This window comes from Serratia sp. 1D1416, assembly GCF_003641105.1.
In the GTDB taxonomy this organism is placed as follows: Bacteria; Pseudomonadota; Gammaproteobacteria; order Enterobacterales; family Enterobacteriaceae; genus Serratia; species Serratia ficaria.
Window position 1 is genome coordinate 4894401 of sequence record NZ_CP032738.1, and the last position, 22696, is coordinate 4917096.

20 protein-coding genes and 2 pseudogenes are annotated in these 22696 nt (G+C 62.0%); 18 read left to right on the plus strand and 4 right to left on the minus strand.

Features of this window, described 5'->3' with window-relative positions; genetic code table 11:
* Nucleotides 1–668 precede the first annotated feature (668 nt).
* On the plus strand, nt 669–2948 hold the full coding sequence (locus D7I37_RS23740) for an FdhF/YdeP family oxidoreductase (protein ID WP_129544478.1): 2280 nt from the start codon (nt 669–671) through the stop codon (nt 2946–2948).
* Nucleotides 2949–3048: 100 nt separating this feature from the next.
* Here D7I37_RS23740 and D7I37_RS23745 read toward each other — a convergent pair whose 3' ends face one another.
* Nucleotides 3049–3882 (minus strand): IclR family transcriptional regulator C-terminal domain-containing protein, encoded by an 834-nt coding sequence (locus tag D7I37_RS23745; protein ID WP_061797331.1) that lies wholly within the window; start codon nt 3880–3882, stop codon nt 3049–3051.
* 241 nt (nt 3883–4123) lie between these two features.
* Here D7I37_RS23745 and D7I37_RS23750 point away from each other — a divergent pair, with 241 nt between their 5' ends.
* The 13 genes and pseudogenes from D7I37_RS23750 to D7I37_RS23810 all read left to right on the plus strand — a co-directional run bounded on the left by D7I37_RS23750 (nt 4124) and on the right by D7I37_RS23810 (nt 15171).
* Entirely contained in the window at nt 4124–4810 is a 687-nt protein-coding gene (locus tag D7I37_RS23750; RefSeq protein ID WP_061797332.1) for a 3-oxoacid CoA-transferase subunit A, read from the plus strand.
* A 10-nt stretch (nt 4811–4820) separates the two neighbouring features.
* The gene (locus D7I37_RS23755) at nt 4821–5501 is read left to right on the plus strand and encodes a 3-oxoacid CoA-transferase subunit B (protein WP_061797333.1); all 681 of its coding nucleotides are present in this window, start codon (nt 4821–4823) and stop codon (nt 5499–5501) included.
* The gene (pcaF, locus tag D7I37_RS23760) at nt 5479–6681 is read left to right on the plus strand and encodes a 3-oxoadipyl-CoA thiolase (RefSeq protein WP_129544479.1); all 1203 of its coding nucleotides are present in this window, start codon (nt 5479–5481) and stop codon (nt 6679–6681) included. The genes D7I37_RS23755 and pcaF overlap by 23 nt, the downstream gene beginning before the upstream one ends.
* An 8-nt stretch (nt 6682–6689) precedes the next feature.
* A complete protein-coding gene (gene pcaD / locus D7I37_RS23765; protein ID WP_083950363.1) occupies nt 6690–7451 on the plus strand; it encodes a 3-oxoadipate enol-lactonase in 762 nt (253 codons plus the stop codon).
* 3 nt (nt 7452–7454) lie between these two features.
* Nucleotides 7455–8569: pseudogene (locus D7I37_RS23770) on the plus strand (muconate cycloisomerase family protein).
* Nucleotides 8570–8588: 19 nt separating this feature from the next.
* On the plus strand, nt 8589–8879 hold the full coding sequence (gene catC, locus D7I37_RS23775) for a muconolactone Delta-isomerase (RefSeq protein ID WP_061797338.1): 291 nt from the start codon (nt 8589–8591) through the stop codon (nt 8877–8879).
* Between the two features lie 78 nt (nt 8880–8957).
* Nucleotides 8958–9887 (plus strand): catechol 1,2-dioxygenase, encoded by a 930-nt coding sequence (gene catA, locus D7I37_RS23780; protein ID WP_061797340.1) that lies wholly within the window; start codon nt 8958–8960, stop codon nt 9885–9887.
* A gap of 110 nt (nt 9888–9997) precedes the next feature.
* Complete coding sequence (locus D7I37_RS23785) at nt 9998–11362, plus strand: Rieske 2Fe-2S domain-containing protein (RefSeq protein WP_370671117.1); 1365 nt, start codon at nt 9998–10000, stop codon at nt 11360–11362.
* Entirely contained in the window at nt 11359–11856 is a 498-nt protein-coding gene (gene benB / locus D7I37_RS23790; RefSeq protein ID WP_061797343.1) for a benzoate 1,2-dioxygenase small subunit, read from the plus strand. Before D7I37_RS23785 ends, benB begins: the two co-directional genes overlap by 4 nt.
* Before the next feature lie 14 nt (nt 11857–11870).
* A pseudogene (benC, locus tag D7I37_RS23795) lies at nt 11871–12886 on the plus strand (benzoate 1,2-dioxygenase electron transfer component BenC).
* Between the two features lie 11 nt (nt 12887–12897).
* Nucleotides 12898–13680 (plus strand): benzoate diol dehydrogenase BenD, encoded by a 783-nt coding sequence (benD, locus tag D7I37_RS23800; RefSeq protein WP_129544480.1) that lies wholly within the window; start codon nt 12898–12900, stop codon nt 13678–13680.
* Between the two features lie 108 nt (nt 13681–13788).
* A complete protein-coding gene (locus D7I37_RS23805) occupies nt 13789–14898 on the plus strand; it encodes a YbdK family carboxylate-amine ligase (protein WP_129544481.1) in 1110 nt (369 codons plus the stop codon).
* Nucleotides 14899–14991: 93 nt separating this feature from the next.
* Nucleotides 14992–15171, plus strand: a complete 180-nt coding sequence (locus D7I37_RS23810; protein WP_061797347.1) for a hypothetical protein — start codon at nt 14992–14994, stop codon at nt 15169–15171.
* 66 nt (nt 15172–15237) lie between these two features.
* Here the strand turns inward: D7I37_RS23810 and D7I37_RS23815 are convergent, their stop codons facing one another.
* Complete coding sequence (locus D7I37_RS23815) at nt 15238–16158, minus strand: LysR family transcriptional regulator (protein ID WP_061797349.1); 921 nt, start codon at nt 16156–16158, stop codon at nt 15238–15240.
* A 103-nt stretch (nt 16159–16261) separates the two neighbouring features.
* Here D7I37_RS23815 and D7I37_RS23820 point away from each other — a divergent pair, with 103 nt between their 5' ends.
* The 4 genes from D7I37_RS23820 (at nt 16262) to D7I37_RS23835 (ending at nt 18672) form a co-directional block, all read left to right on the plus strand.
* Nucleotides 16262–16720, plus strand: coding sequence for a DMT family transporter (locus D7I37_RS23820; protein ID WP_061797350.1), 459 nt, complete (start codon nt 16262–16264; stop codon nt 16718–16720).
* 4 nt (nt 16721–16724) lie between these two features.
* Complete coding sequence (locus D7I37_RS23825; protein ID WP_061797352.1) at nt 16725–17186, plus strand: DMT family transporter; 462 nt, start codon at nt 16725–16727, stop codon at nt 17184–17186.
* A 113-nt stretch (nt 17187–17299) separates the two neighbouring features.
* Nucleotides 17300–17896, plus strand: coding sequence for a hypothetical protein (locus D7I37_RS23830; protein ID WP_061797550.1), 597 nt, complete (start codon nt 17300–17302; stop codon nt 17894–17896).
* A 2-nt stretch (nt 17897–17898) separates the two neighbouring features.
* A complete protein-coding gene (locus D7I37_RS23835) occupies nt 17899–18672 on the plus strand; it encodes a DUF3307 domain-containing protein (RefSeq protein ID WP_061797354.1) in 774 nt (257 codons plus the stop codon).
* A 32-nt stretch (nt 18673–18704) separates the two neighbouring features.
* Here D7I37_RS23835 and mgtA read toward each other — a convergent pair whose 3' ends face one another.
* A complete protein-coding gene (gene mgtA / locus D7I37_RS23840; RefSeq protein WP_256369336.1) occupies nt 18705–21455 on the minus strand; it encodes a magnesium-translocating P-type ATPase in 2751 nt (916 codons plus the stop codon).
* A gap of 153 nt (nt 21456–21608) precedes the next feature.
* Entirely contained in the window at nt 21609–22307 is a 699-nt protein-coding gene (locus tag D7I37_RS23845) for an MgtC family protein (RefSeq protein ID WP_061797357.1), read from the minus strand.
* Nucleotides 22308–22696 lie beyond the last annotated feature (389 nt).

Sequence of the window (22696 nt, forward strand, 5' to 3'; positions counted from 1 at the left end):
CCGACAACCTTCAGGCAGCCTATAGTTGCTTTTAATATGTCTCTTTAGCGAATGATATTCACTCTCAACAACCGGAGCCGGACGCATGAAAACCAACGCCACCCCGCCGCAAGCCGGCCCTTGCGCAGCCCAACGCGGTGCGCGGAGGTGAATTCGGATTTATCCCAGCACCGTTGCGCGCCTGAAAAAAAAAACCAAGCGGCGGGGCCTTAGATTATTTTTAACTATTTTCCCAACGGGTTACATTTTTCATAAAAACATGGGCATTTCATTTTTGCGCCAAGCCAGCATTTATTAACTTGCAATTGATCAGGGATGGATATCCGTGGTCGTGTTTACCCTATTTGGGTTAATCGAGCTGATTCAATTGAAAAATCTCGATGACGCTTAAATAGGTTTGGTTGAAGTTGTATTCCTTAAACCTGACTGGAGTTAATTCATTATGCCTATCTGTGATATTTGCCATGCCCGTCCGGCCTCGGAACATGTCACCGTCATGCAAAATGGCCAGCGCAAAACCAGCAGCCGTTGATGAAGAAAAGCCGTCTCAAACCGCGCCCACTGCGCCTAATGCTAATGGGCAGGAGGAGCGATGGCGCGCCAAAGCCATTGCAGGCCTCAATAAGTTGCATTCACCTATCGCACAAAACAGGCAGTAAGGAGTTCATATGAAAAAGAAAAGACGCGCAGTTCCCGGCATACGCCCCTATGATGGGCCGGCGGGCGGCTGGGGAGCCCTGAAGGCGACGGCCATCGCCGTGCGCACGCAAATGGAAACGCTGGAGGCGCCGGTCACCCTGTTGCGCACCAACCAGCCCGACGGTTTTGACTGCCCGGGCTGCGCCTGGCCGGACAAAGAGCATCATTCCACCTTCCAGTTTTGCGAAAACGGCGCCAAAGCGGTGACCTGGGAAGCCACCAGCAAACGCGTGACGCCGGAGTTTTTAGCGCAAAACACCCTGACCTCGCTGCTGCAAAAAACCGATTTTGAGCTGGAAGGCTACGGCCGCCTGACCCATCCTCTGGCCTACGATCGCGACAGCGATACCCTGCGCCCGGTCGAATGGGACGACGCCTTCGCCCGCATCGGCGAAGTGCTGCGCGGCATGTCGTCGCCGGACCAGGTCGAGTTCTACACCTCGGGGCGCGCCTCCAACGAAGCGGCCTATCTGTTCCAGCTGTTTGCCCGCGAATACGGCACCAATAACTTCCCAGACTGTTCCAACATGTGCCACGAACCCACCAGCGTGGGGCTGCCGCAGTCGATCGGCATCGGCAAAGGCACCGTCTCGCTGGAAGACTTCGATCATGCGGAGCTGATCATCTCCATCGGCCACAACCCGGGCACCAACCACCCGCGCATGATGGGCACCCTGCACGAACTGGCGCGCAAAAACGTGCCGATCATCGTGCTTAACCCGCTGCGCGAGCGGGCCCTGGAGCGCTTCGCCGACCCGCAAAGCGTCATAGAAATGGCCACCTACAGCTCGACCAACATCGCCTCGACCTACTTCCAGGTCAAAGCCGGCGGCGACGCTGCGGCGCTGAAGGGCATTATGAAAGCGCTGCTGGTCATGGACGCCAAACAAGGCGACGTGGTGGACCACGCGTTTATCGCCGCGCACACCCAGGGCTTTGCGTCGCTGGCCGCTGATTTGGCCGCGACCCCATGGGAGGCGATAGAAAAGGAAAGCGGGCTGACGCGCGCCGAACTGGAACAGGTGGCGGTAGCCTACGCCAAATCCAAGGCCACCATCGTCACCTACGGTATGGGCATCACCCAGCATAACAAGGGCACCGCCAACGTGCGCCTGATCGCCGATCTGCTGCTGATGGGCGGCAACATCGGCAAGCCGGGCGCCGGCATTTGTCCGCTGCGCGGCCATTCCAACGTGCAGGGTAACCGCACCGTCGGCATCACCGAGAAGCCCTCGGCTGATTTCCTGGCGAAACTGGAGGAGGTGTTTGGCTTCACCGCGCCGAAAGAGCACGGCCATGACGCGGTCAAGGCGATGCAGGCCATGGTGGAGGGCAGCGCCAAGGCGTTGATCTGCCTGGGCGGCAACTTCGCCGTGGCGCTGCCGGATCCGGAACAGTGCTTCCCCGCCATGCAAAAGCTGGATCTGAGCGTCCATCTCGGCACCAAGCTTAATCGCACCCATCTGCTGGTGGCCAAAGAGACCTTTATCCTGCCTTGCCTGGGCCGTACCGAGCTCGATATTCAGGCCAGCGGCCGCCAGTCGATCACGGTCGAGGACTCGATGTCGATGGTGCACGCCTCATCCGGCAAGCTGAAACCCGCCTCCGCGTTTTTGCGTTCCGAGCCCGCCATCGTGGCCGGCATGGCCAAGGCGACCCTGCCGGGCAGCCAGGTGCCGTGGCTGGAACTGGTGGCGGACTACAGCATCATTCGCGACCTGATCGAGAAAACCGTCCCGGGCTTTGACGATTACAATGCGCGCATCGCCAAGCCGGGCGGTTTCCGCATGCCGCTGCCGCCGACCGAACGCCAATGGCCGACGCCGACCGGCAAGGCCATGTTCTCGGTGTTCAGCGGCGTGCACGAGGACGCGCAGGTGCAGGGAGAAGACGTACTGCGCCTGATCACCCTGCGCAGCCACGACCAGTACAACACCACCATCTACGCCATGGACGACCGCTACCGCGGCGTATTCGGCCGACGCGACGTGCTGTTCATGTGCGATGCCGATCTCGACGCGCGCGGGCTGGAGCACGGCGACCTGGTGGATATTGAAACGGTGGTCGCCGGCAGCACGCTGCGTTTGCCGAACATCACGGTGATCGCCTACAACATCGCACCGGGCTCGGTCGGCGCTTATTATCCGGAGGCCAACGTGCTGGTGCCGCTGGATTATATCGACACGGAAAGCGGCACCCCGTCGTATAAATCGGTGCCGGTGCGCGTCACGCTGGCGGCAGCGGGCTGATACCCGGCCGCGAGCCGTATAAAACCGGGGGCCGGGATCGTTTCGGCCCCCGTCTTGTTTCGTGCATCCCCGCGCCGGGGGGCGCGGCATGCAATAAGCATCACAGCAGCAGCGCCAGCTCCATCGCCGCGCGCTGCAGCTGCGGCAGCACCCGTTCGCGCAGCGCCGCCGCCGACATCTGCGAGGCGTTGACGCCCACGTTCATCGCCGCCACCACCCCGCCCTTGCGCGAGTGCATCGGCACCGCGATCGAGCGCAGGCCGATCTCCAACTGCTGGTCGTTGATGGCGTACCCCTGTCTGCGCACCCTGGCCAGCTGCTCGCGCAGCTGTTCCGCGCTGGTGACGGTGAACTCGGTCAGCGGCTCGAACGTCACCCGCGACAGATAATCCTCCAGCTGTTCCTCATCCAGCGCGCTCAGCAGCACCAGCCCCATCGACGTGGCGTAGGCCGGCAGACGGCTGCCGCGCCCCAGATCGATGGTCATGATGCGCTTCACCGAGGCGCGGGCGATATACAGAATATTGTCGCCGTCCAGCGTCGCCACCGAGCAGGATTCGTTGAGCAGCCTGCTGAGATACTCCAGCGAGTTCTGCGCCGCCTTGGCCAGTTCGGAGGAGGAAAGATAGGCGTGGCCGATGGTCAATACCCGCGGCAGCAGGCGATAGTGGCGGCCATCGGGGCAATGCACAAAGCCCAGCGCCCGCAGGGTATACAGGCAGCGCCGCACCGCCGCGCGCGGGATGCCGGTCAGCTGGCTGATCTCGGAGACCGACATCTGCGAATACTGCGGTTTGAACGCCTGCAGCACCTCCAGCCCGCGGGCCAGCGAAGCCATAAAGTTGGGATCGCCCTTGTAGCGATCGTTGCTTAATTCTCCGATCTCCTGCAGCCGGCGCAGCTCTTCGGTACCCAATTCAGGAACTTCACTCATTTAGGCCTCCCATATAAACACACATCCAATTTATACGCTCAATACGAGCGGACAGAGTGCCGTGGCGCATGCGATGTCGATTTAGCTACCTGCATCACAAAACGCAGCGCCAAAGCCATAACGTTTCGATAATCGCACAATGATCTGATATTCGCACTTGCTGCTGAATTTTTCATCCCCTAAGTTAATTTCAGACCCGTAAGTTTGGCGCTGACTCATTCACAGCGTACGAGGAGAGCAAATGATCGATAAAAGCGTGGCGTCCGCAGACGCCGCCGTCGCCGATATCCCGGACGGCGCAGCCATCATGGTCGGCGGTTTTGGCCCGGCCGGGCAGCCCTATGCGCTGCTGGACGCCCTGATCCGGCACCGGCCGCGCGAGTTGACGCTGATCAGCAACAACGCCGGCAACGGCGATACCGGCCTGGCGGCGCTGCTGCAGGCCGGCTGCGTACGCAAGGTGGTGTGTTCTTTCCCGCGCCAGACCGACTCCTGGGTATTCGACGAGCTGTACCGCCGCGGCGAACTGGAGCTGGAGCTGATTCCGCAGGGCAACCTGGCGGCGCGCATCCAGGCCGCCGGCGCCGGCCTCGGCGGTTTTTATACCCCGACCGGCTACGGCACCCAGCTGGCGGAAGGTAAGGAAACCCGCGAGATCGACGGCCGCCAGTATGTGTTCGAGCTGCCGCTGAAGGCCGACTTCGCGCTGATCAAGGCCGAAAAAGCCGACCGCTGGGGCAACCTGCTGTATGACAAGACCGGGCGCAATTTCGGGCCGATTATGGCGATGGCCGCCGGCTGCACCATCGTCGAAGTCAATCGCATGGTGCCGCTGGGCGAGCTGGATCCGGAAAACATCATCACGCCGGGCATTTTCGTGCAACGCCTGGTGACCTCACCCGAGCGCCCGGCGCAGCTGTCGGCTTAAGGAGCGCATCATGAGCAAACTGACCCATCAACAGCTGGCCGAGCGCATTGCGCGCGATATCCCTGAAGGCGCCTACGTCAATCTGGGTATCGGCATCCCGACCCAGATCGCCAACTACCTGCCGGCGGATAAAGAAATCTTTCTGCACAGCGAAAACGGCATCCTCGGCATGGGGCCGGCGCCGGCGCCGGGCGAAGAGGATCCGCAGCTGATCAACGCCGGCAAACAGCCGGTGACGCTGCTGAAAGGCGGCTGCTTTTTCCATCACGGCGACTCCTTCGCCATGATGCGCGGCGGCCACCTGGATATCTGCGTGCTCGGCGCCTATCAGGTTTCCGAACGCGGCGATCTGGCCAACTGGAGCACCGGCGCGCCGGGGGCGATCCCGGCGGTCGGCGGCGCGATGGATTTGGCGATCGGCGCGCGGCAGGCGTTTGTGATGACCGAACACCTGACCAAAAAAGGCGAATGCAAAATCGTCCGTCAATGCAGCTATCCGCTGACCGGCATCGGCTGCATCGACCGCATCTACAGCGATCTGGCGGTGATGGACGTCACCCCGCAGGGCCTGGTGGTGCGGGAAATTTTCGGCGGGCTGACCCCGCAGCAACTGCAGGATGTCACCCCGGTCGACCTGACCTTTGCCCTACAGCACGGAGAACAACCGCATGAATCCAGCCTATCTGTGTGACGCCGTCCGCACGCCCTTCGGCCGCCTCAACGGCAGCCTGGCCGGCATCCGCGCCGACGATTTGGCCGCCCTGCCGCTGAAGGCGCTGCTGGCGCGCCACCCGCAGCTCGACTGGCGCGTGGTGGACGACGTGCTGTTCGGCTGCGCCAACCAGGCCGGGGAGGACAATCGCAACGTGGCGCGCATGGCGCTGCTGCTGGCCGGCCTGCCGGTGCAGGTGCCCGGCTGCACCCTCAACCGCCTGTGCGGCTCCAGCCTGGATGCGGTGGCGGCCGCGGCGCGCGCCATCAAAACCGGCGAAAGCGAGCTGATGATCGCCGGCGGCGTAGAGAGCATGTCGCGCGCGCCGTTCGTGATGGGCAAGGCGGAAAGCGCCTTCAGCCGCGCGATGAAGATTGAAGACACCACCATGGGCTGGCGGTTTATCAACCCGCAGATGCAGGCGCTGTACGGCGTAGAGTCAATGCCGCAGACCGCCGAAAACGTGGCGTTGAAATTCGGCATCAGCCGAGCGGATCAGGACGCCTTCGCCCTGCGCAGCCAGCAGCGCACCGCCGCGGCCCGGGAGAGCGGTTTTTTCGCCAGCCAACTGATCGCGGTAAGCGTGCCGCAGAAGAAAGGCGACCCGCAGAGGTTCAGTCAGGATGAACATCCGCGCGCCACCACCTTGACGGCGCTGGAAAAGCTGAAACCGGTGGTCAACCCGCAGGGCAGCGTCACCGCCGGCAACGCCTCGGGGTTAAACGACGGCGCCTGCGCGCTGCTGCTGGCCGGTGAACGCGGCGTCGCCCGGCACGGCCTGCAGCCGATGGCGCGCATCGTCGCCAGCGCCGTTACCGGCATAGACCCCTCGATCATGGGCTTTGCGCCGGCGGAAGCGGTGCGCAAGGTCTTGGGCATCGCCGGCCTGACCCTCGACCAGATGGACGTGATCGAGCTGAACGAAGCCTTCGCCGCGCAGGCGCTGGCGGTAACCCGCGAACTGGGGCTGAACGACGACGCGCCGCAGGTTAACCCGAACGGCGGCGCCATCGCCCTCGGCCATCCGCTGGGCGCCTCCGGCGGCCGGCTGGTGATGAACGCCGCTTACCAACTGCAGAACACCCGCGGACGCTACGGGCTGTGCACCATGTGCATCGGCGTCGGCCAGGGCATCGCGCTGATTATCGAACGGGTATGAGGTCAATCATGGACATCGAATATCGCCTTGACGGCCCGGCCGACGCTCCGCTGCTGGTGCTGTCCAATTCGCTGGGCACCGCCTTCGAGATGTGGCGGCCGCAGCTGCCGGCGCTGAGCGAACGCTTTCGCGTGCTGCGCTACAACCCGCGCGGCCACGGCGCCACCCCGCTGCCAACGGCGCCGCTGCGCCTCGACACCCTGGGCAACGACGTGATCGCCCTGCTCGACCATCTGGATGCGCCGGTCGCCCATTTTTGCGGCATCTCGATGGGCGGTCTGACCGGGCTGTGGCTCAACCGCTATCACCCGCAGCGGATCGGCCGGCTGGTGGTGGCCAATACCGCCGCGCGCATCGGCAGCGCCGAAGGCTGGCAGCAGCGCGCGCAACAGGTGCGTGAGCGCGGGCTGGCGCCGATCGCCGCCGCTTCCCCCGCGCGCTGGTTCAGCGAGGCATTCGTGCAGCGGCACCCCGAGCAGGTCGCGCCGCTGGTGGCCGCGCTGGCGGCCGGCAATCCGCAGGGATACGCCGCCTGCTGCGACGCGCTGGCGCAGGCCGATCTGCGCGCCGAAACGGCCGCGATGTCGCGGCCGATGCGGGTGATCGCCGGTGAATGGGATCCGGTCACCACGGTGGCGGACGCCGAGTTTCTGGTGGCCAACGCGCCGCACGCCGAACTGCAACGGCTGCCGGCTTCACATATCTCCAATATCGCCTGTCCGGAGCTCTTCAACCGCAGCGTTGTCGGGTTCCTCACCGAAAAGGAATGACGCATGGAACTGTGCATTGAACGTATCGACAGCTGGCTGGTGGATATCCCGACCATCCGCCCGCACAAGCTGTCGATGGCCACCATGGGCTGCCAGACGCTGACGCTGGTGCGCCTGACCTGCGCCGACGGCCTGGTCGGCTGGGGCGAAGCCACCACCATCGGCGGATTGAGCTACGGCCCCGAAAGCCCGGAAGGCATCAAGTCGGCCATCGACTGCTACCTGGCGCCGCTGCTGAGCGGCAAAGGGTTTAACGGCCTGGCGCCGCTGGTGGCGACGATGAACGCCCACGTCAAAGGCAACAGCTTCGCCAAATCGGCGCTGGAGACCGCCTTTCTCGATGCGCAGGGCAAGCGCCTCGGCCTGCCGGTCAGCACCCTGCTCGGCGGCGCGCTGAGCGACAGCCTGCCGGTGCTGTGGACCCTGGCCAGCGGCGATACGCAAAAAGACATCGCCGAGGGGCAGACGCTGCTGGCGGAGGGGCGACACCGCGCCTTCAAGCTGAAGATCGGCGCCCGCCCGCTGGCGGAAGATCTGCGCCATACCGCGGCGATTAAACGGGCGCTGGGGCCGGATGTCAGCATCCGCGTCGACGTCAATCAGGCCTGGGACGCCGGCACCGCGGTGCGCGGCATGGCGGCGCTGCAGGACATCGGCATCGATCTGGTCGAGCAACCGGTGGCGCTGTGGGATCGCGCCGCGCTGACTCGGCTCAGCCGGCGTTTTACCCTGCCGATCCTCGCCGACGAGGCGGTGGCCGACGCCCATGACGGCTATGCGCTGGCGGCGGGCGGGTTTACCGGCGCCTATGCGCTGAAGATAGCCAAGGCGGGGGGCCGGCGCAGGCGCTGAAGCTGGCGCAGGTGGCGCAGGCCGCCGGCGTGGCGCTGTACGGCGGCACCATGCTGGAAGGCACGCTGGGCACCGTCGCCTCGCTGCACGCCTGGTCGACGCTGAAGCTGGACTGGGGCAGCGAGATGTTTGGCCCGCTGCTGCTCAAAGACGATGTGGTTACCGCGCCGCTGCGCTTCGCCGACGGTCAGGTCAGCCTGCCTTCCGGCCCGGGCCTGGGGATCGACATCGATGAAGACAAACTGCGCTTTTACCGGCGCAAATAACCCCCCGAGGAACAACGCCATGTTATTTAAAGTCGAAATGACGGTGAAACTGCCGCCCGACATGCCCAAAGAGACGGCGGACGCCATTAAACTGCGTGAAAAAGCCTATTCGCAGGAATTGCAGTCCCGCGGGAAATGGCGGCATATCTGGCGCGTGGCGGGCAGCTATGCCAACGTCAGCATTTTTGACGTCGACAGCAACGCCGAGCTGCACGATATATTATTCGCGCTGCCGCTTTACCCTTATATGGAAATTCGCGTCGACGCCTTATGTCGGCATCCGTCATCGATTCGCGACGATGACAAATAAAAAATAGGATAATAACCCCCAAGGTTAGCCGTTAATTCCTGCTCTCTTCCCTACATAATAAGCAATGAGGAATTCGCAATGTCTATTTCCTTCAATCAACATCCAGACGTGATTAAGCTGCTGGAAATCAGCAGCGGCTTTACCGACGAAGGCGGTGACCCGCGCTTCAAAAAAATCATGCATCAGCTGTTGGGCGATATTTGCCGGCTGATTGACCGGTATGACATCAGCGCCGAAGAGTTCTGGCAGGCGGTGAATTACCTGCATACGCTGGGCGGCCGACAGGAGGCGGCGCTGCTGGCCGCCGGGCTGGGGCTGGAGCACTATCTCGACCTGCGCGACGATGAGCTGGAACGGCAACGGGGGCTGGCGGGCGGTACGCCGCGCACCATCGAAGGCCCGCTGTACGTCGCCAACGCGCCGCTGAGCGAAGGCTTTGCCCGCATGGACGACGGCGCCGACGCCGGCGAAGTGATGTGGCTGCACGGCCAGGTCAGCGGCGCCGACGGGCGACCGCTGGCGGGTGCGGTGGTGGATATCTGGCACGCCAACACGCTGGGCAACTATTCCTTCTTCGACAAATCGCAAAGCGACTTCAACCTGCGCCGCCGGGTGAAGACCGACGCCGCCGGCCGCTACGCGGTGCGCAGCATCGTGCCTTCCGGCTACGGCTGCCCGCCGGACGGACCGACCCAGGCGTTGCTCAACCGGCTGGGCCGCCACGGCAATCGCCCGGCGCATATCCACTTCTTCGTCTCGGCGCCGGGCCACAAGCACCTGACCACCCAAATCAACCTCAACGGCGACCGCTATCTGTGGGACGACTTCGCCTTCGCCACCCGCGCCGAACTGATTGCCGACCCGGTAAAAGTGACAGATGCGGCCATTGCGGCCCGGCGCGATCTGCCCGGTGCGCATACCGAAGTCACTTTCGATTTCAGCCTGTACCCCGCCGCCGATAGCGAAGAGCAAAATAGAATTAAACGCGCCCGGGCGCTGCAGGACTAATTACCCGCAATGGAAGCACCAATAACGATATCAGCAACGGGTAATTAAATACGCATTACCCGCTCATTAACCCTGTATCTTTATACGAGGTCATTACCATGAACTCATTAGTGAACAATGCGTCCGCCGAATTAAAAAAGAAAATAAATAATGCTTTAATCATTGATAAAGAGAATGGCGTTTATCAATGTAATCGCGGTATTTTTACCGACGAAGCGCTGTTTGAACTGGAAATGAAAGCGATTTTCGAAGGTAACTGGGTTTATTTGGCCCATGAAAGCCAAATCGCCGCACCCGGCGATTATTATACCCTCACCCTCGGCCGCCAGCCGGTCATTATCACCCGCGATAAAGACATGGCGCTGCACGCCATGATCAACAGCTGTTCGCACCGCGGCGCGATGCTGGCCAGCCGCAAGTCCGGCAATAAAAGTACCTTTACCTGCCCGTTCCACGGCTGGACCTTCAACAACGCCGGCAACCTGCTGAAGGCCAAGGACGAAAAGACCGGCGCTTATCCGCCGTGCTTCAAACAGGCCGGTTCGCACGATCTCAAACCGCTGCCGCGCTTTGCATCCTACCGCGGTTTTCTGTTCGGCAGCCTGAGCGACGAGGTGCTGCCGCTGACGGACTATCTGGGCGAGACGCGGCATATCCTCGATCTGATCGTCGATCAGGCCGAGGACGGGCTGGAAGTGCTGCGCGGTTCATCCTCCTATACCTTCGACGGCAACTGGAAACTGCAGATAGAAAACGGTGCGGACGGTTATCACGTCAGCGTGGTGCACTGGAACTATGTCTCCACCATGGCGCACCGCGATGCCGCAACCGGCACCCAAACCATGGACGCCAACTGCTGGTCTTCAAAAAACGACGGCGGCGCCTACGGCTTCAAGAATGGCCACCTGCTGCTGTGGACCCGCGTGCTGAATCCGGAGTCCCGCCCTATTTACCGCCACTTCAGCCGCCTGAACGACGCCTTCGGCCCGCAGCGCGCCGATCTGATGGTTAACCAGACCCGCAACCTGTGCCTCTACCCTAACCTGTACATCATGGATCAGCTTTCCAGCCAGCTGCGCGTCGTTCGCCCCCTTTCCGTCAATAAAACCGAAGTGACGGTGTTCTGCTTTGCGCCGAAGGGCGAAAGCGCCGCCGAGCGCGCCTTGCGCATCCGCCAGTATGAGGATTTCTTCAACGTCAGCGGCATGGGTACGCCGGACGATCTGGAAGAGTTTCGCGCCTGCCAGCTGGGCTTCAACGCCGGCAATATGCCCTGGAGCGATCTCAGCCGCGGCGCCACCCGCTGGCTCGAAGGTCAGGCGGACGACAACGCCAGGGCGCTGGGGATCCTGCCTGAAATGACCGGCCCGCGCCCGGAAGACGAAGCCTTGTATCTCAGCCAGCATCATCACTGGCAAACCCTTCTGCTGCGCAAGCTGGCGCTTCAACAACCCAACGATGAGGTGGCGCAATGAGCACGCTCAACCTGCAACAGCAAGTGGAACAATTCCTGTATCGCGAAGCGCGCCTGCTGGATGACCGGCAATGGGATGAATGGCTCGCCTGCTATCACCCGCAGGTCGAATACTGGATGCCTGCCTGGGCCGACGACGACCGGCAGACCACGGATCCCCACAGCGAAATTTCGTTGATTTATTACGCCAACCGCGAAGGCCTGGAGGACCGCGTTTACCGCATCAAGACCGAACGCTCGGCCGCCAGCAGCATGCCGGAACCGCGCACCGTCCACCTGGTCAGCAACGTGGAAATCCTGTCGGCCGCGGAGGGCCAGGCCGAGGTGAACTATCACTGGGCCACCTTCTACCACCGCTACAACCATACGGATACCTACTTCGGCTCGACCCGCCTGCTGCTGGAACGCGCCGGCGATACGCTGCGGATTAAGCGCAAGAAAATTCGTCTGGATAATGACTATATCCATCATGTTATTGATATTTATCATCTTTGAATCGTGAGGTGAGCATGTCTTTTACCGTTGCCCTTAATTTTGAAGACGGCGTCAGCCGCTTTATTCAGTGTAACCCGAATGAAAAGGTGCTCGACGCCGCCTATCGGCAGAGGATCAACCTGCCGATGGACTGCTCGGACGGCGTGTGCGGCACCTGCAAATGCCGCTGCGAACAGGGGAGTATCGGCTGGGCGATGATTATCTGGACGAGGCGCTGTCCGAGCAGGAAGCGGCGCAGCGGCTGGTGTTGACCTGCCAGATGGTGCCCTCTTCGGACTGCGTCATCGAGGTGCCCATCGCCTCGACGCTGTGCAAAACCGGCAGCGAGGAATTTGCCGCCACCGTCACGTCGGCCACCGCGCTGTCGGACAGCGCCATCGAGTTCTGCCTGACGCTGGACGACGAACGCGGCATCGCTTTCCTGCCCGGCCAGTACGTCAATATCGCGGTGCCCGGCAGCGAAGCCAGCCGCGCCTATTCCTTCAGCTCGCTGCCCGGCGGCCGGCAAATCTCTTTTCTGCTGCGCAACGTGCCCGGCGGCATGATGAGCGGCTATCTGACCGATCGGGCCCGGCCCGGCGACGCGATCCGCCTGCGCGGCCCGCAGGGCAGCTTCTACCTGCGCACGCCGGTGCGGCCGATGCTGTTTCTGGCCGGCGGCACCGGGCTGGCGCCGTTCCTTTCCATGCTGGAGCAGCTGGCCGCCGACGCCAGCCCGCAGCCGGTGCATCTGATTTACGGCGTCACCCATGATCATGATCTGGTCAAGCTGGAACAGCTGGAAAGCTATCGCCGGCGCCTGCCGAATTTCAGCTACCTGACCTGCGTGGCCAGCGAGGCGTCGCAGTCGCCGCACAAGGGCTACGTCACGCAGCACCTCGACGAAAGCCTGCTCAACGACGGCGATCTGGACGTGTATCTGTGCGGGCCGCCGCCGATGGTGGAAGCGGTGCTCGGCGATTTCCAACGCCGCGCCTTTACCCCCGCCAGCTTCCACTATGAAAAGTTCGCCCCCAGCCAGGCCAGCTAAAGGAGCCCATCATGGATAAACCCCGTTTCGGCGGCAAGGTGATGGCGATCACCGGCGCCGCTCAGGGCATCGGCAAAGCCGTCGCCGAACGCGCGGCGCAGGAAGGCGCCAGATTGGCGCTGATCGACCGCGCGCCCTACCTCGCCGAGGTGGCGGCGGCGCTAACAGAACGCGGCGTTGAGGCCATCGCGCTGCAGGCCGACCTGGAAAACTGGGAGGCGACCCGCGACGCGCTCAACCGGGTGCAACGGCACTTCGGCCGGCTGGATATTTTGGTGAACAACGTCGGCGGCACCATCTGGGCCCGGCCATTCGCCGAGTACGACGCGCAGCAGATCGAAGCGGAAATTCGGCGCTCGCTGTTCCCGACGCTGTGGGGCTGCCGCGCGGCGCTGCCGCATATGCTGGCGCAGGGGTACGGGGTGATCGTCAACGTCTCTTCCGTCGCCACCCGCGGCGTCAACCGCGTGCCCTATTCGGCGGCCAAGGGCGGCGTCAACGCCCTCACCCAATCGCTGGCGTTCGAGTACGCCGGCGCCGGCATCCGCATCAACGCCACCGCGCCGGGCGGCACCGAAGCGCCGCCGCGCCTGACGCCGCGCAACAGCCAGGCGCCAACGCCACAGGAGGAGGTCTGGTATCGACAGGTGGTCAGCCAAACCCTGGACAGCAGCCTGATGCACCGCTACGGCAGCGTCGGCGAACAGGCCGACGCCATCTTGTTCCTCGCCAGCGACCAGGCCAGCTACATTAACGGCACGGTGCTGCCGGTAGCGGGCGGCGATCTGGGGTGACCCCGCCGGGGCGGCATACCAAGCATCAAATATGAACGCCGGCTCAACGGCAAAGGTTCGATGGGCGATTATACTTACCTGACCGCTGTTCTTTTGGAGGGAAACGCCATGTCGCTCGCATTCAAACGCTCGCAACGGCTCTCCATCGGCACCGAAATAGAACTGCAGCTGGTCGACGGTGATAGCCTGGATCTCGCGGACAAAGCCGATTTGGTGGTGGCGGATCTCGGCGATAAAAAGCGCATCAAACACGAGCTTACCAAGTCGATGGTCGAGCTGAACAGCTCGGTGCATCACGACATCGGCGAACTGCACGACGAGCTGCGCGAACTGTGCTTCGCCATTCGTCGCAGCGCGCAGCGCGTCGGCTGCGACGTCTGCGGCGGCGGCCGCCACTTGAACAACGACTGGCGCAAACAAGCCATCACCGACGCTCAACGCTACCGCCTGCTGGCCAGCCGCTTCGGCTATTTGTCCAAGCTGGCCTGCGTGTTCGGCCAGCATATTCATATCGGCGTCAACGACGGCGACGAAGCGATGTACCTGTGCCACGCGCTAACGCCCTATTTCCCGCACCTGATCGCCCTCAGCGCTTCTTCACCGTTCTATCAGGGGGTCGACACGCTGTTCGCCAGCTCGCGCTTCAGCGCGCAAAATTCCTTCCCCAACTACGGTTGCCTGGAACAGATCTACAGCTGGGACGAGTTCAACCGCTACTATGAAAGGTTGAGCGCCGCCGGGGTCATCGACAGCATCAAGGACATTTACTGGGACGCCCGGCCAAAACCGGAGCTGGGCACGGTGGAAATCCGCATCTGCGATACGCCGCTGCATCTCTCGCACGCCGCGCTGCTGGTGGGCTATTGTCGCCTGCTGGCCGGTTTTTTGCTGAAGCACCGCAGGCCGATGGCGCCGGAATATTACGCCTTTACCAACTACAACAAAATCAACGCCTACCGTCGCGGTTTTGCCGCCGACTATGTCGAACCCGCCACCCTGCGCCGCCTCAGCCTGACCGCGCATATGCTGACCACGCTCGATGCGCTGCGCGCGGAGGCCCGCGCCCGGGAAGAGCTGAGCCTGCTGGATAATATTGAGCGCCATGTCCGGCTGGGGGTGAACGATTCGGACCGGATCCGCCACCTGTTTGACAACGGCCTGCAGCAGCGACAGGTGATTAAACGGCTGTGCGACGAACTGCTGCAAGCGGCGAGTTAAGTTTCAGCTATCGATTCCATACGCCAAAGCCACTGTTCATTATGTGCTCTTTCGTTACAATCGTGGCATTGAAAACCCCGTTGCGAGGACACTATGTACAACTTCTCACGCTATCAGGCAAAAGAGCTGGCGCTGGCTTACATGAGCGGCAAAAAACACGATCTGTCGCCGCAGGAATTTCTGCAGCAGCTGAAAAACAGCGAAAGATCCTTCGACCAACTGCTGAAACACGGCACCGAGCTGCCGCGCGATGTGCTGGTGAAAAGTTTCTGATCCCCCGCCATTCTCCGCCGGTGGCGAGCCGCAGGGCGCGCGTATTCCCGGCCGGAGGCGCTTGGGCTAGCAGGCCCGCCGCACGTCCCAATAGGGCTCTTCGCCGCCAAACTGCGACAGCAAAAAATCGATAAACGCCAACACCTTGGCCGGGACATGTCTGCGCTCCGGGTACACCGCATAGATCGCATGCGCCGGCAGCCGATACGCCGGCAACAGTTCCACCAACCGCCCCTGCGCCAAATCCTCCCCGACGATGAAGGTCGGCATCTGACAGATGCCCAGCCCGGCGAGCAGCGCATCGCGCAGCGCTTCGCTATTGTTGACCTGATAATTGCCCCGCGGCTGGAAACGCACCGCCCCGTCCGGCCCCTGAAATTGCCATTCGCTGCCCGCGCGGAAATAACTGTAAAACAGGCAGTTATGCTCGCTTAACTGTGCAGGCGTCGCCGGCCGACCGCAGCGCTCCAGATAGGCGGGCGCCGCACACAGCACGCTGCGGCAGGGCGCCATGCGCCGGGCGACCAGGCTGGAATCGGCCAGACTGCCGATACGGATCGCCAGGTCATAACCGCCCTCGATCAGATCGACCAGCTTGTCATCCATCATCATATTGATTTCCACGTCCGGACAGGCCGCCAGAAACCGCGGGATCAGCGGGGCAACGTGCAGCCGGCCGAACACCATAGGCACGCTGAGCCGCAGCATGCCGCGCGGGCGTCCCTGCAGACGCGTCAGCGCATCTTCACCCTCCTGCGCCACCGCGCAGGCGCTGCGGGCGTAGGCGAAGTACTGCTCTCCCGCCTCGGTCAGGCTCAGGCTGCGGGTGGTGCGGTGCAGCAGCCGCGCGCCCAGTGCGCTCTCCAGCTGGGTGATGCGCTTGCTGACCGCCGATTTGGTGATGCCGAGGCGCACCCCGGCGGCGGAAAAACTGCCGCACTCCACCACCGCCACAAACACCGGGATCGCCGCGAAGTTATCGTTCATTTATCGTCAACTTTTACTCAACAATGAGTTTCCATTCTAATGGATTATGGCACCGATAAAAACAATATACCCTGTGCGCCATTCAACACACGGAGTATGAAACATGCGCGAACGTCTTTCCGATCCGCTGCTGGCGCTGAGCGCCGGCGCCCTGCTGGCCCTGATGATCGGCGTAAACAGCGTGCTGGCGAGCCATTACACCCCGCTGTTCGCTTCCTGGACCGCCCACGGCATCGGCGCCCTTACCGCCTGGCTGCTGCTGTTGCTGCTGCGTCGCCGTTTCGGCGCTCAGCGGCCCTCTTCAACCGCTGCGCCGCCGCGTTGGGCCTACCTCGGCGGCATCCCCGGCGCGCTGACCGTGGTGCTGGCCGCCATCACCGTCAACAGCCCGCTGGCGCTTGCCGGCAGCCTGGCGCTGATGCTGACCGGGCAAGTGCTGTTCGGCATGTTGTCCGACAGCCGCGGCTGGTTCGGCGTCGCCAAACGTCGCCTGAACGCCAACGACGTGCTCGCTACGCTGCTGATCCTTTCCGGCTGCGCCATTCTGATCTTTCTGAGATAACCCTATGTCATTCCTGATCCTTCTCGCCCTGTTCAACGGCGTTTGCATCAGCATCAGCCGGGCGGTCAACGGCCGTCTGGCGCTGGATCGCGGCGCTTTCTCCGCCTCGCTGTGCAACCACATCGTCGGCTTTCTGTTCCTCAGCCTGCTGCTGGCGGCCAGCGGCGGCTTCAGCCTCGATCAAACCGGCCAGGCGCCCTGGGGCGCCTACCTGGGCGGCGCGATCGGCGCGCTGTTCGTGGCGCTGAACAGCTACGTGCTGCCCCGGCTGGGCGCCATGCGCGCCGCGCTGTTGATCATCAGCGGCCAAATGCTGGCCGGCGTGGCGATCGATAGCCTGAACGGCGGCCCCCCCGCCATGGCTCCCCTGTTCGGCGTCGCCCTGATCCTGCTCGGCGTCTATCTGGCCCGGATGAAGCGTTCCGTCGGCGCGCTGTTGTGGAAATCAGTCCGCCCGCACCGCTGATTTCGCGCTGCAGGGCGGATATCGCCATAATTCGCATTTAGAGGCGAATTATTGACAAATTCGCCTTTATGTACGAAATTATCATTATCCTTTCCGGCAATACAGGCAAACGCATGCAGACGCATATCAGCGTAATCAGCGGCGATCTGGTCAATTCCCGCCGCCTCGATCCGCCAAATTACATCAACGGGCTACGCAGCCTGCTCGAACAGCTGCAACAGGCCAATCGGCTGCAGGGCTTTGAGATTTTTCGCGGCGATGCCTTTCAGGCGCAGGCCGGGCCAGAATCGGGCCTGCTGCTGGCGGTGTACATTCGCATTGCGCTGAAAGCGATGGACGCCGCCGACCGGGACGCGCGGATCGCCGTCGGGCTCGGCAGCCGGCAAACGGACGCCGCCGGCTACGGCAGCGCCTTCGTCAATTCCGGCGGCGCGCTGGACGCCATGGCGAAAAATTGCAGGCTGGCTCTGAAAACCGACAACGATCGGACAAACGCCATTGTCAGCGATCTGCTGCCGATGTTAGATCATGTCATCAGCCGTCTTTCGCAGACCGAGGCGCGCATCGTCCAGGCGCGCATGTTCGCCGGCAGCAGCGCGGAAGTGGCGGAGAAGCTGCAGAAAGCCGCCTCCACCATCTCCGCCGCGCTGAAGCGCGCGGCCTACGAGGAAATCATGCGGTTCATTCATGCGATTAACAGGATCACCTGACTATGGATCTCACCTATGCGCCCCTGCTGACCTGGCTGCTGATCGTGCATCTGCTGGCGGATTTCCCGCTGCAGCCTCTCAGTTGGGTGGCCGATAAAACCCGCTACCGCGCCCGTTCGCGTTTTCTGCTGCTGCACGCCCTGCTGCATGGGGTGCTGGCCGCCTGGGTCGTGGCCGGCTTCGGCCTGCTGCACGGCGGGCTTTCATCCGCCGACGTGCTGGTCAGCCTGCTGACGATCGCCGCCAGCCATTACCTGATTGACCTGCTGAAGGTCACGCTGATGACCCGTCTTAGCCAGGCCCGCAGCTTCCTGCTCGATCAAGGGCTGCATCTGGCGGTCATTGCCTGGCTGTGGCTGTACCTTACCCCGCATGCCGGCAGCCTGCTCGCCGCGCTGTGGCTGCAGTTGGGCAGCCTGCAAACCGGCCTGGTGCTGGTGGCCTACAGCCTGATTTACCTGCCGATGGGCATTTTGATTGGGCAATTGCTGGCGCGCTGGACGCCGCAAATGCCGCCTTCGGCCAAGGCCGATAACGATTCGCTGCTGCGGGCGGGCAAACAGATTGGCTATCTGGAAAGAACGCTGATCCTGACCTTCGTGCTGATTGGCCAGATACCGGCGATCGGTTTCCTGCTGGCCGCCAAGTCAATTTTCCGATTTGGCGATTTACGGCAGAGCGATGACAAAATGCGCACCGAGTATGTGCTGCTCGGCACGCTGTTTTCCTTTACGCTGACCATCATGCTCGGTCTGGCGGTCAAAAAGCTGTTATGACCGCCGGGCATGGCGCCCGGCGGTGACGACGATTACAACCACTCGCCGAAGCGGCGGATATAGAAACGCTTCATCATTTGCGCCACCACGCAGTAGCTGATCAGCGTACCGGCCAGCCACGGGAAGTATTCCCACGGCAGCGGCTGCAACCCCACCAGGGCGCCGAGCGGCGAGAATGGAATGTAGATGCCCAGCACCATCACCAGCGCGGTGGTGAGCAGTACCGGCAACGCGGCGGTGCTTTGAATGAACGGGATCTTCTGGGTGCGCAGCATGTGTACCACCAGCGTTTGCGACAGCAAGCCCTCGATAAACCAGCCGGACTGGAACAGCGCCTGATGCTCCACGCTGTTGGCGGCGAAGACAAACCACATCAGCGCATAGGTGGTGATGTCGAAAATCGACGAGGTGGGGCCGATCCACAGCATAAAACGGCCGATGTTCTTTGAATCCCACTTGCGCGGCTTGCGCAGGAACTCTTTGTCCATCTTGTCCCACGGCAGCGACAGCTGGGAGATATCGTACATCAGGTTTTGGATCAGCAGGTGGATCGCCAGCATCGGCAAGAACGGAATGAACGCGCTGGCCACCAGCACCGAGAACACGTTGCCGAAGTTGGAACTGGCGGTCATGTTCAGATACTTGATGATATTGCCGAAGGTTTCGCGCCCCTTGATCACCCCCTCTTCCAACACCATCAGGTTTTTTTCCAGCAGGATGATATCCGCCGACTCCTTGGCGATATCGGTGCCGGTATCCACCGAAATGCCGACGTCGGCGTCGCGCAGCGCCGGCGCATCGTTGATGCCGTCGCCGAGGAAGCCCACGGTGTGGCCATTGGCCTGCAGCATTTTCAGCACCCGCGATTTCTGCAGCGGCGTCAGCTTGGTGAAGACCGTACGCTGCTCCACCTCGCGCCCCAGCGTCTCATCGTCCATCCGCTCAATCTGCAGGCCGGAGAGCGGTTCGCCCGGCTCCAGCCCGACGTCACGGCAGATTTTGCAGGTGATGACCGGGTTGTCGCCGGTCAGCACCTTCACCGTGACGCCGTTTTCCTGCAGCGCGGCGATCGCCTGCTGAGCGCTCTCTTTCGGCGGATCGAGGAAGGTCAGCAGCCCCTGGATCACCATGTCGCGCTCGTCGGCCACGCTCAGCGGGGCCGTCTGCGGCTGCTCGCCCAGCTCGCGGGTGGCCAGCACCAGCACGCGGAAGCCGTCTTCGTTGTACTCGCGCGCCAACGCCTGCAGCGCAGCGCGACGCGCCTCATCCAGCGCCAGCGTCTGCTGCCCTTCGCGCACGTGGGTGGCGATGTCCAGCATCTCCTCCACCGCGCCTTTGCAGATCAGCTGGCGCTGCCCGCTCTCATCCGCCACCACGATCGACAAACGGCGGCGCACGAAGTCGAACGGCAGCTCATCCACCTTGCTGAAACGCCCCAGCGCCTCGATGCCCGGCTTGCCGCGGCCAAAACGGATCACCGCCTGATCCATCAGGTTTTTCATGCCGCTTTGATGGAAGCTGTTCAGCCAGGCCAGGTGCAGCACCTCGTTATCCTTGGCGCCGCTGACGTTGATATGATGCTCGAGAATGATGCGATCCTGCGTCAGGGTGCCGGTCTTATCCGTGCAGAGCACATCCATGGCGCCGAAGTTTTGGATGGCGTTCAGCCGCTTCACCACCACCTTGCGGCGCGACATGGCGATGGCGCCCTTCGCCAGGTTGGAGCTGACGATCATCGGCAGCATTTCCGGCGTCAGGCCCACCGCCACCGCCAGCGCGAACAGCGCCGCCTCGCTCCAGTCGCCCTTGGTGAAGCCGTTGATCAACAGCACCACCGGCACCATCACCAACATGAAGCGGATCAGCAGCCAGCTGACGCTGTTCACCCCGCGATCGAACGCGGTCTGCGCACGGGAGCCGACGATCGATTTGGCCAGCGAACCGAAATAGGTGCGCCCGCCGGTGGCCACCACCACCGCCGTGGCTGTGCCGCTGGCGACGTTGGTGCCCATCAGACAGATGTTGGACAGCTCAAGCAGCGCGTTTTCGCTGGGGACTTCGGCCTCGCTCGACTTCGGGGCCACGCAGCCCATCGCATCGTATTTCTCGATGGGGATGGCCTCGCCGGTCAAAATCGCCTGGCTGATGAACAGATCGCGCGAGGCGATCAGGCGCACGTCGGCCGGCACCATGTCGCCGGCGGAGAGCTGAATGATGTCCCCCGGCACCAGTTCGCGGATCGGCACTTCCAGCGTCAGCGGATGCGCGCTGTAGCTGCTGCGCCGCAGCACCGTGGCGGTGGTGCGCACCATCGTTTTCAGCGCTTCCGCCGCCTTGTTGGTGCGATACTCCTGCCAAAAGCGCAGCAGCCCGCTGAGCGACACCATGATCAGGATGATGATGACGCCGGTAAGTTCAGTTTCTTCACCGCGCTGGGCCGGCAGCCAGTAGTCGGTAAAGAAACTGATCGCAGCCAACGCCATCAGCACGAAGATAAACGGGTTGTTAAACGCCTTGATAAGCTGGATCAGCGCAGGCGGCGCCTTGTCGTGGGCCACCTGATTGGCGCCGAACTGCTCCAACCGTTCATCGGCGTCGTCCTGGGTCAGGCCGTTGCGGTTGCATTTTAAATTTGCCAGCGTCTGGGCGATGTTATTTTTCGCCTCTTCCGCGATGGCGTAAGTCGCAGCCTGCTTATCGCGGCGGCGTGCTTTTTCGTTAATCTGAGTCATAACGCTATTCTCTTTTTTATTCCGCGCACAGGGATAGCCCGCCCGATTAATGGGTGAATATGCGCGAAAGGGAATTTATTTAATTAGCGTGATTGAATTGCGAGAGCAGACAGCCACGCTGCAATAATCGCCCGCTGGGGTCGTCGTCCATAACGCCTCCTTAATACCTTATGTATTTAAAGTCAGTTAAGTTGATATAATTAATCAGACCGGCAATTCGGACGCAACGCGCCAACGTACGGCGCTCACGCTTTTTTCCAGGCTGACGCGGCAGACAATGCCTTCAATTTCTTTTTGCGCGGCCGGGGTCGCGGTTATTTCCGCGCAAACCTCCAGCTGACCTGGGCTGGAAATATCAGCGCTGCGCAATGATTGCAGCCGCAGCGCCACGCCGTTCAACGCCTGTAATATCAGGGTGCGCACCAATATTTCATCCTGTTCGCCGCAGGTCACCTGAATGCGGTAGCATAATTCCAGATCGGTCGCCTGCTGCTGCGGCTGCAGGTTAATGCGCTGCGCCGCCTCGCGCAGCAGGATATTGGCGCACAGGATAACCAGCGTGGCGATAACCGCATCCCAGTGTTGCCCCAGGCCGCACAGCACGCCGATACCCGCAGAACACCACAGCGTGGCGGCGGTGTTGAGACCGCGAATATTCAGGCCTTCGCGCATGATCACCCCGGCGCCGAGAAAGCCGATGCCGGAGACAATCTGCGCGGCGACCCGCCCGGCGCTGGAAGGATCGGTGGACATTGAGCTAAGAATGAATACCGCCGCGCCGGTCGCCACCAGCGCATTGGTGCGCAGGCCGGCCATACGCTGGCGCCATTGGCGCTCGGCGCCAATAACCGCCCCCAGGCACATCGCCAGTAATAAATTTAAAACAAAAGGAGTCATAGCCATGACTTTCCCCTTAATTAACCGCAGGAGATAAAATCATGTGCTGTTTAGCACACGCGAAATCGCGCTGAAAATAAATCAGCAAATCAGCGTATCGGTGCCTGGAGGGAAAAGGCTGTGGCTGCAAAATACCATAATGACGTCCAACTCAATTAGCCTGAAGCCAACCGGCATCAGGTAACGCAGTTATATTCGGGTATGCACAGCTCGGAATAATCAGAGAGGAGTGCCGCCCGCCGTGTTCGGCAAGCGACAAATCAAAAGAGGATTGGTCAGCTTGCCTTGTTTATTTCACTGCAACTACAACTGTCCAATTGGGTTTCTCCTTTGAAATTTTGGCTGAGTATAATGACGCGAGGTTATGATGTAAAGGTCAATTTATTAAACGTAAA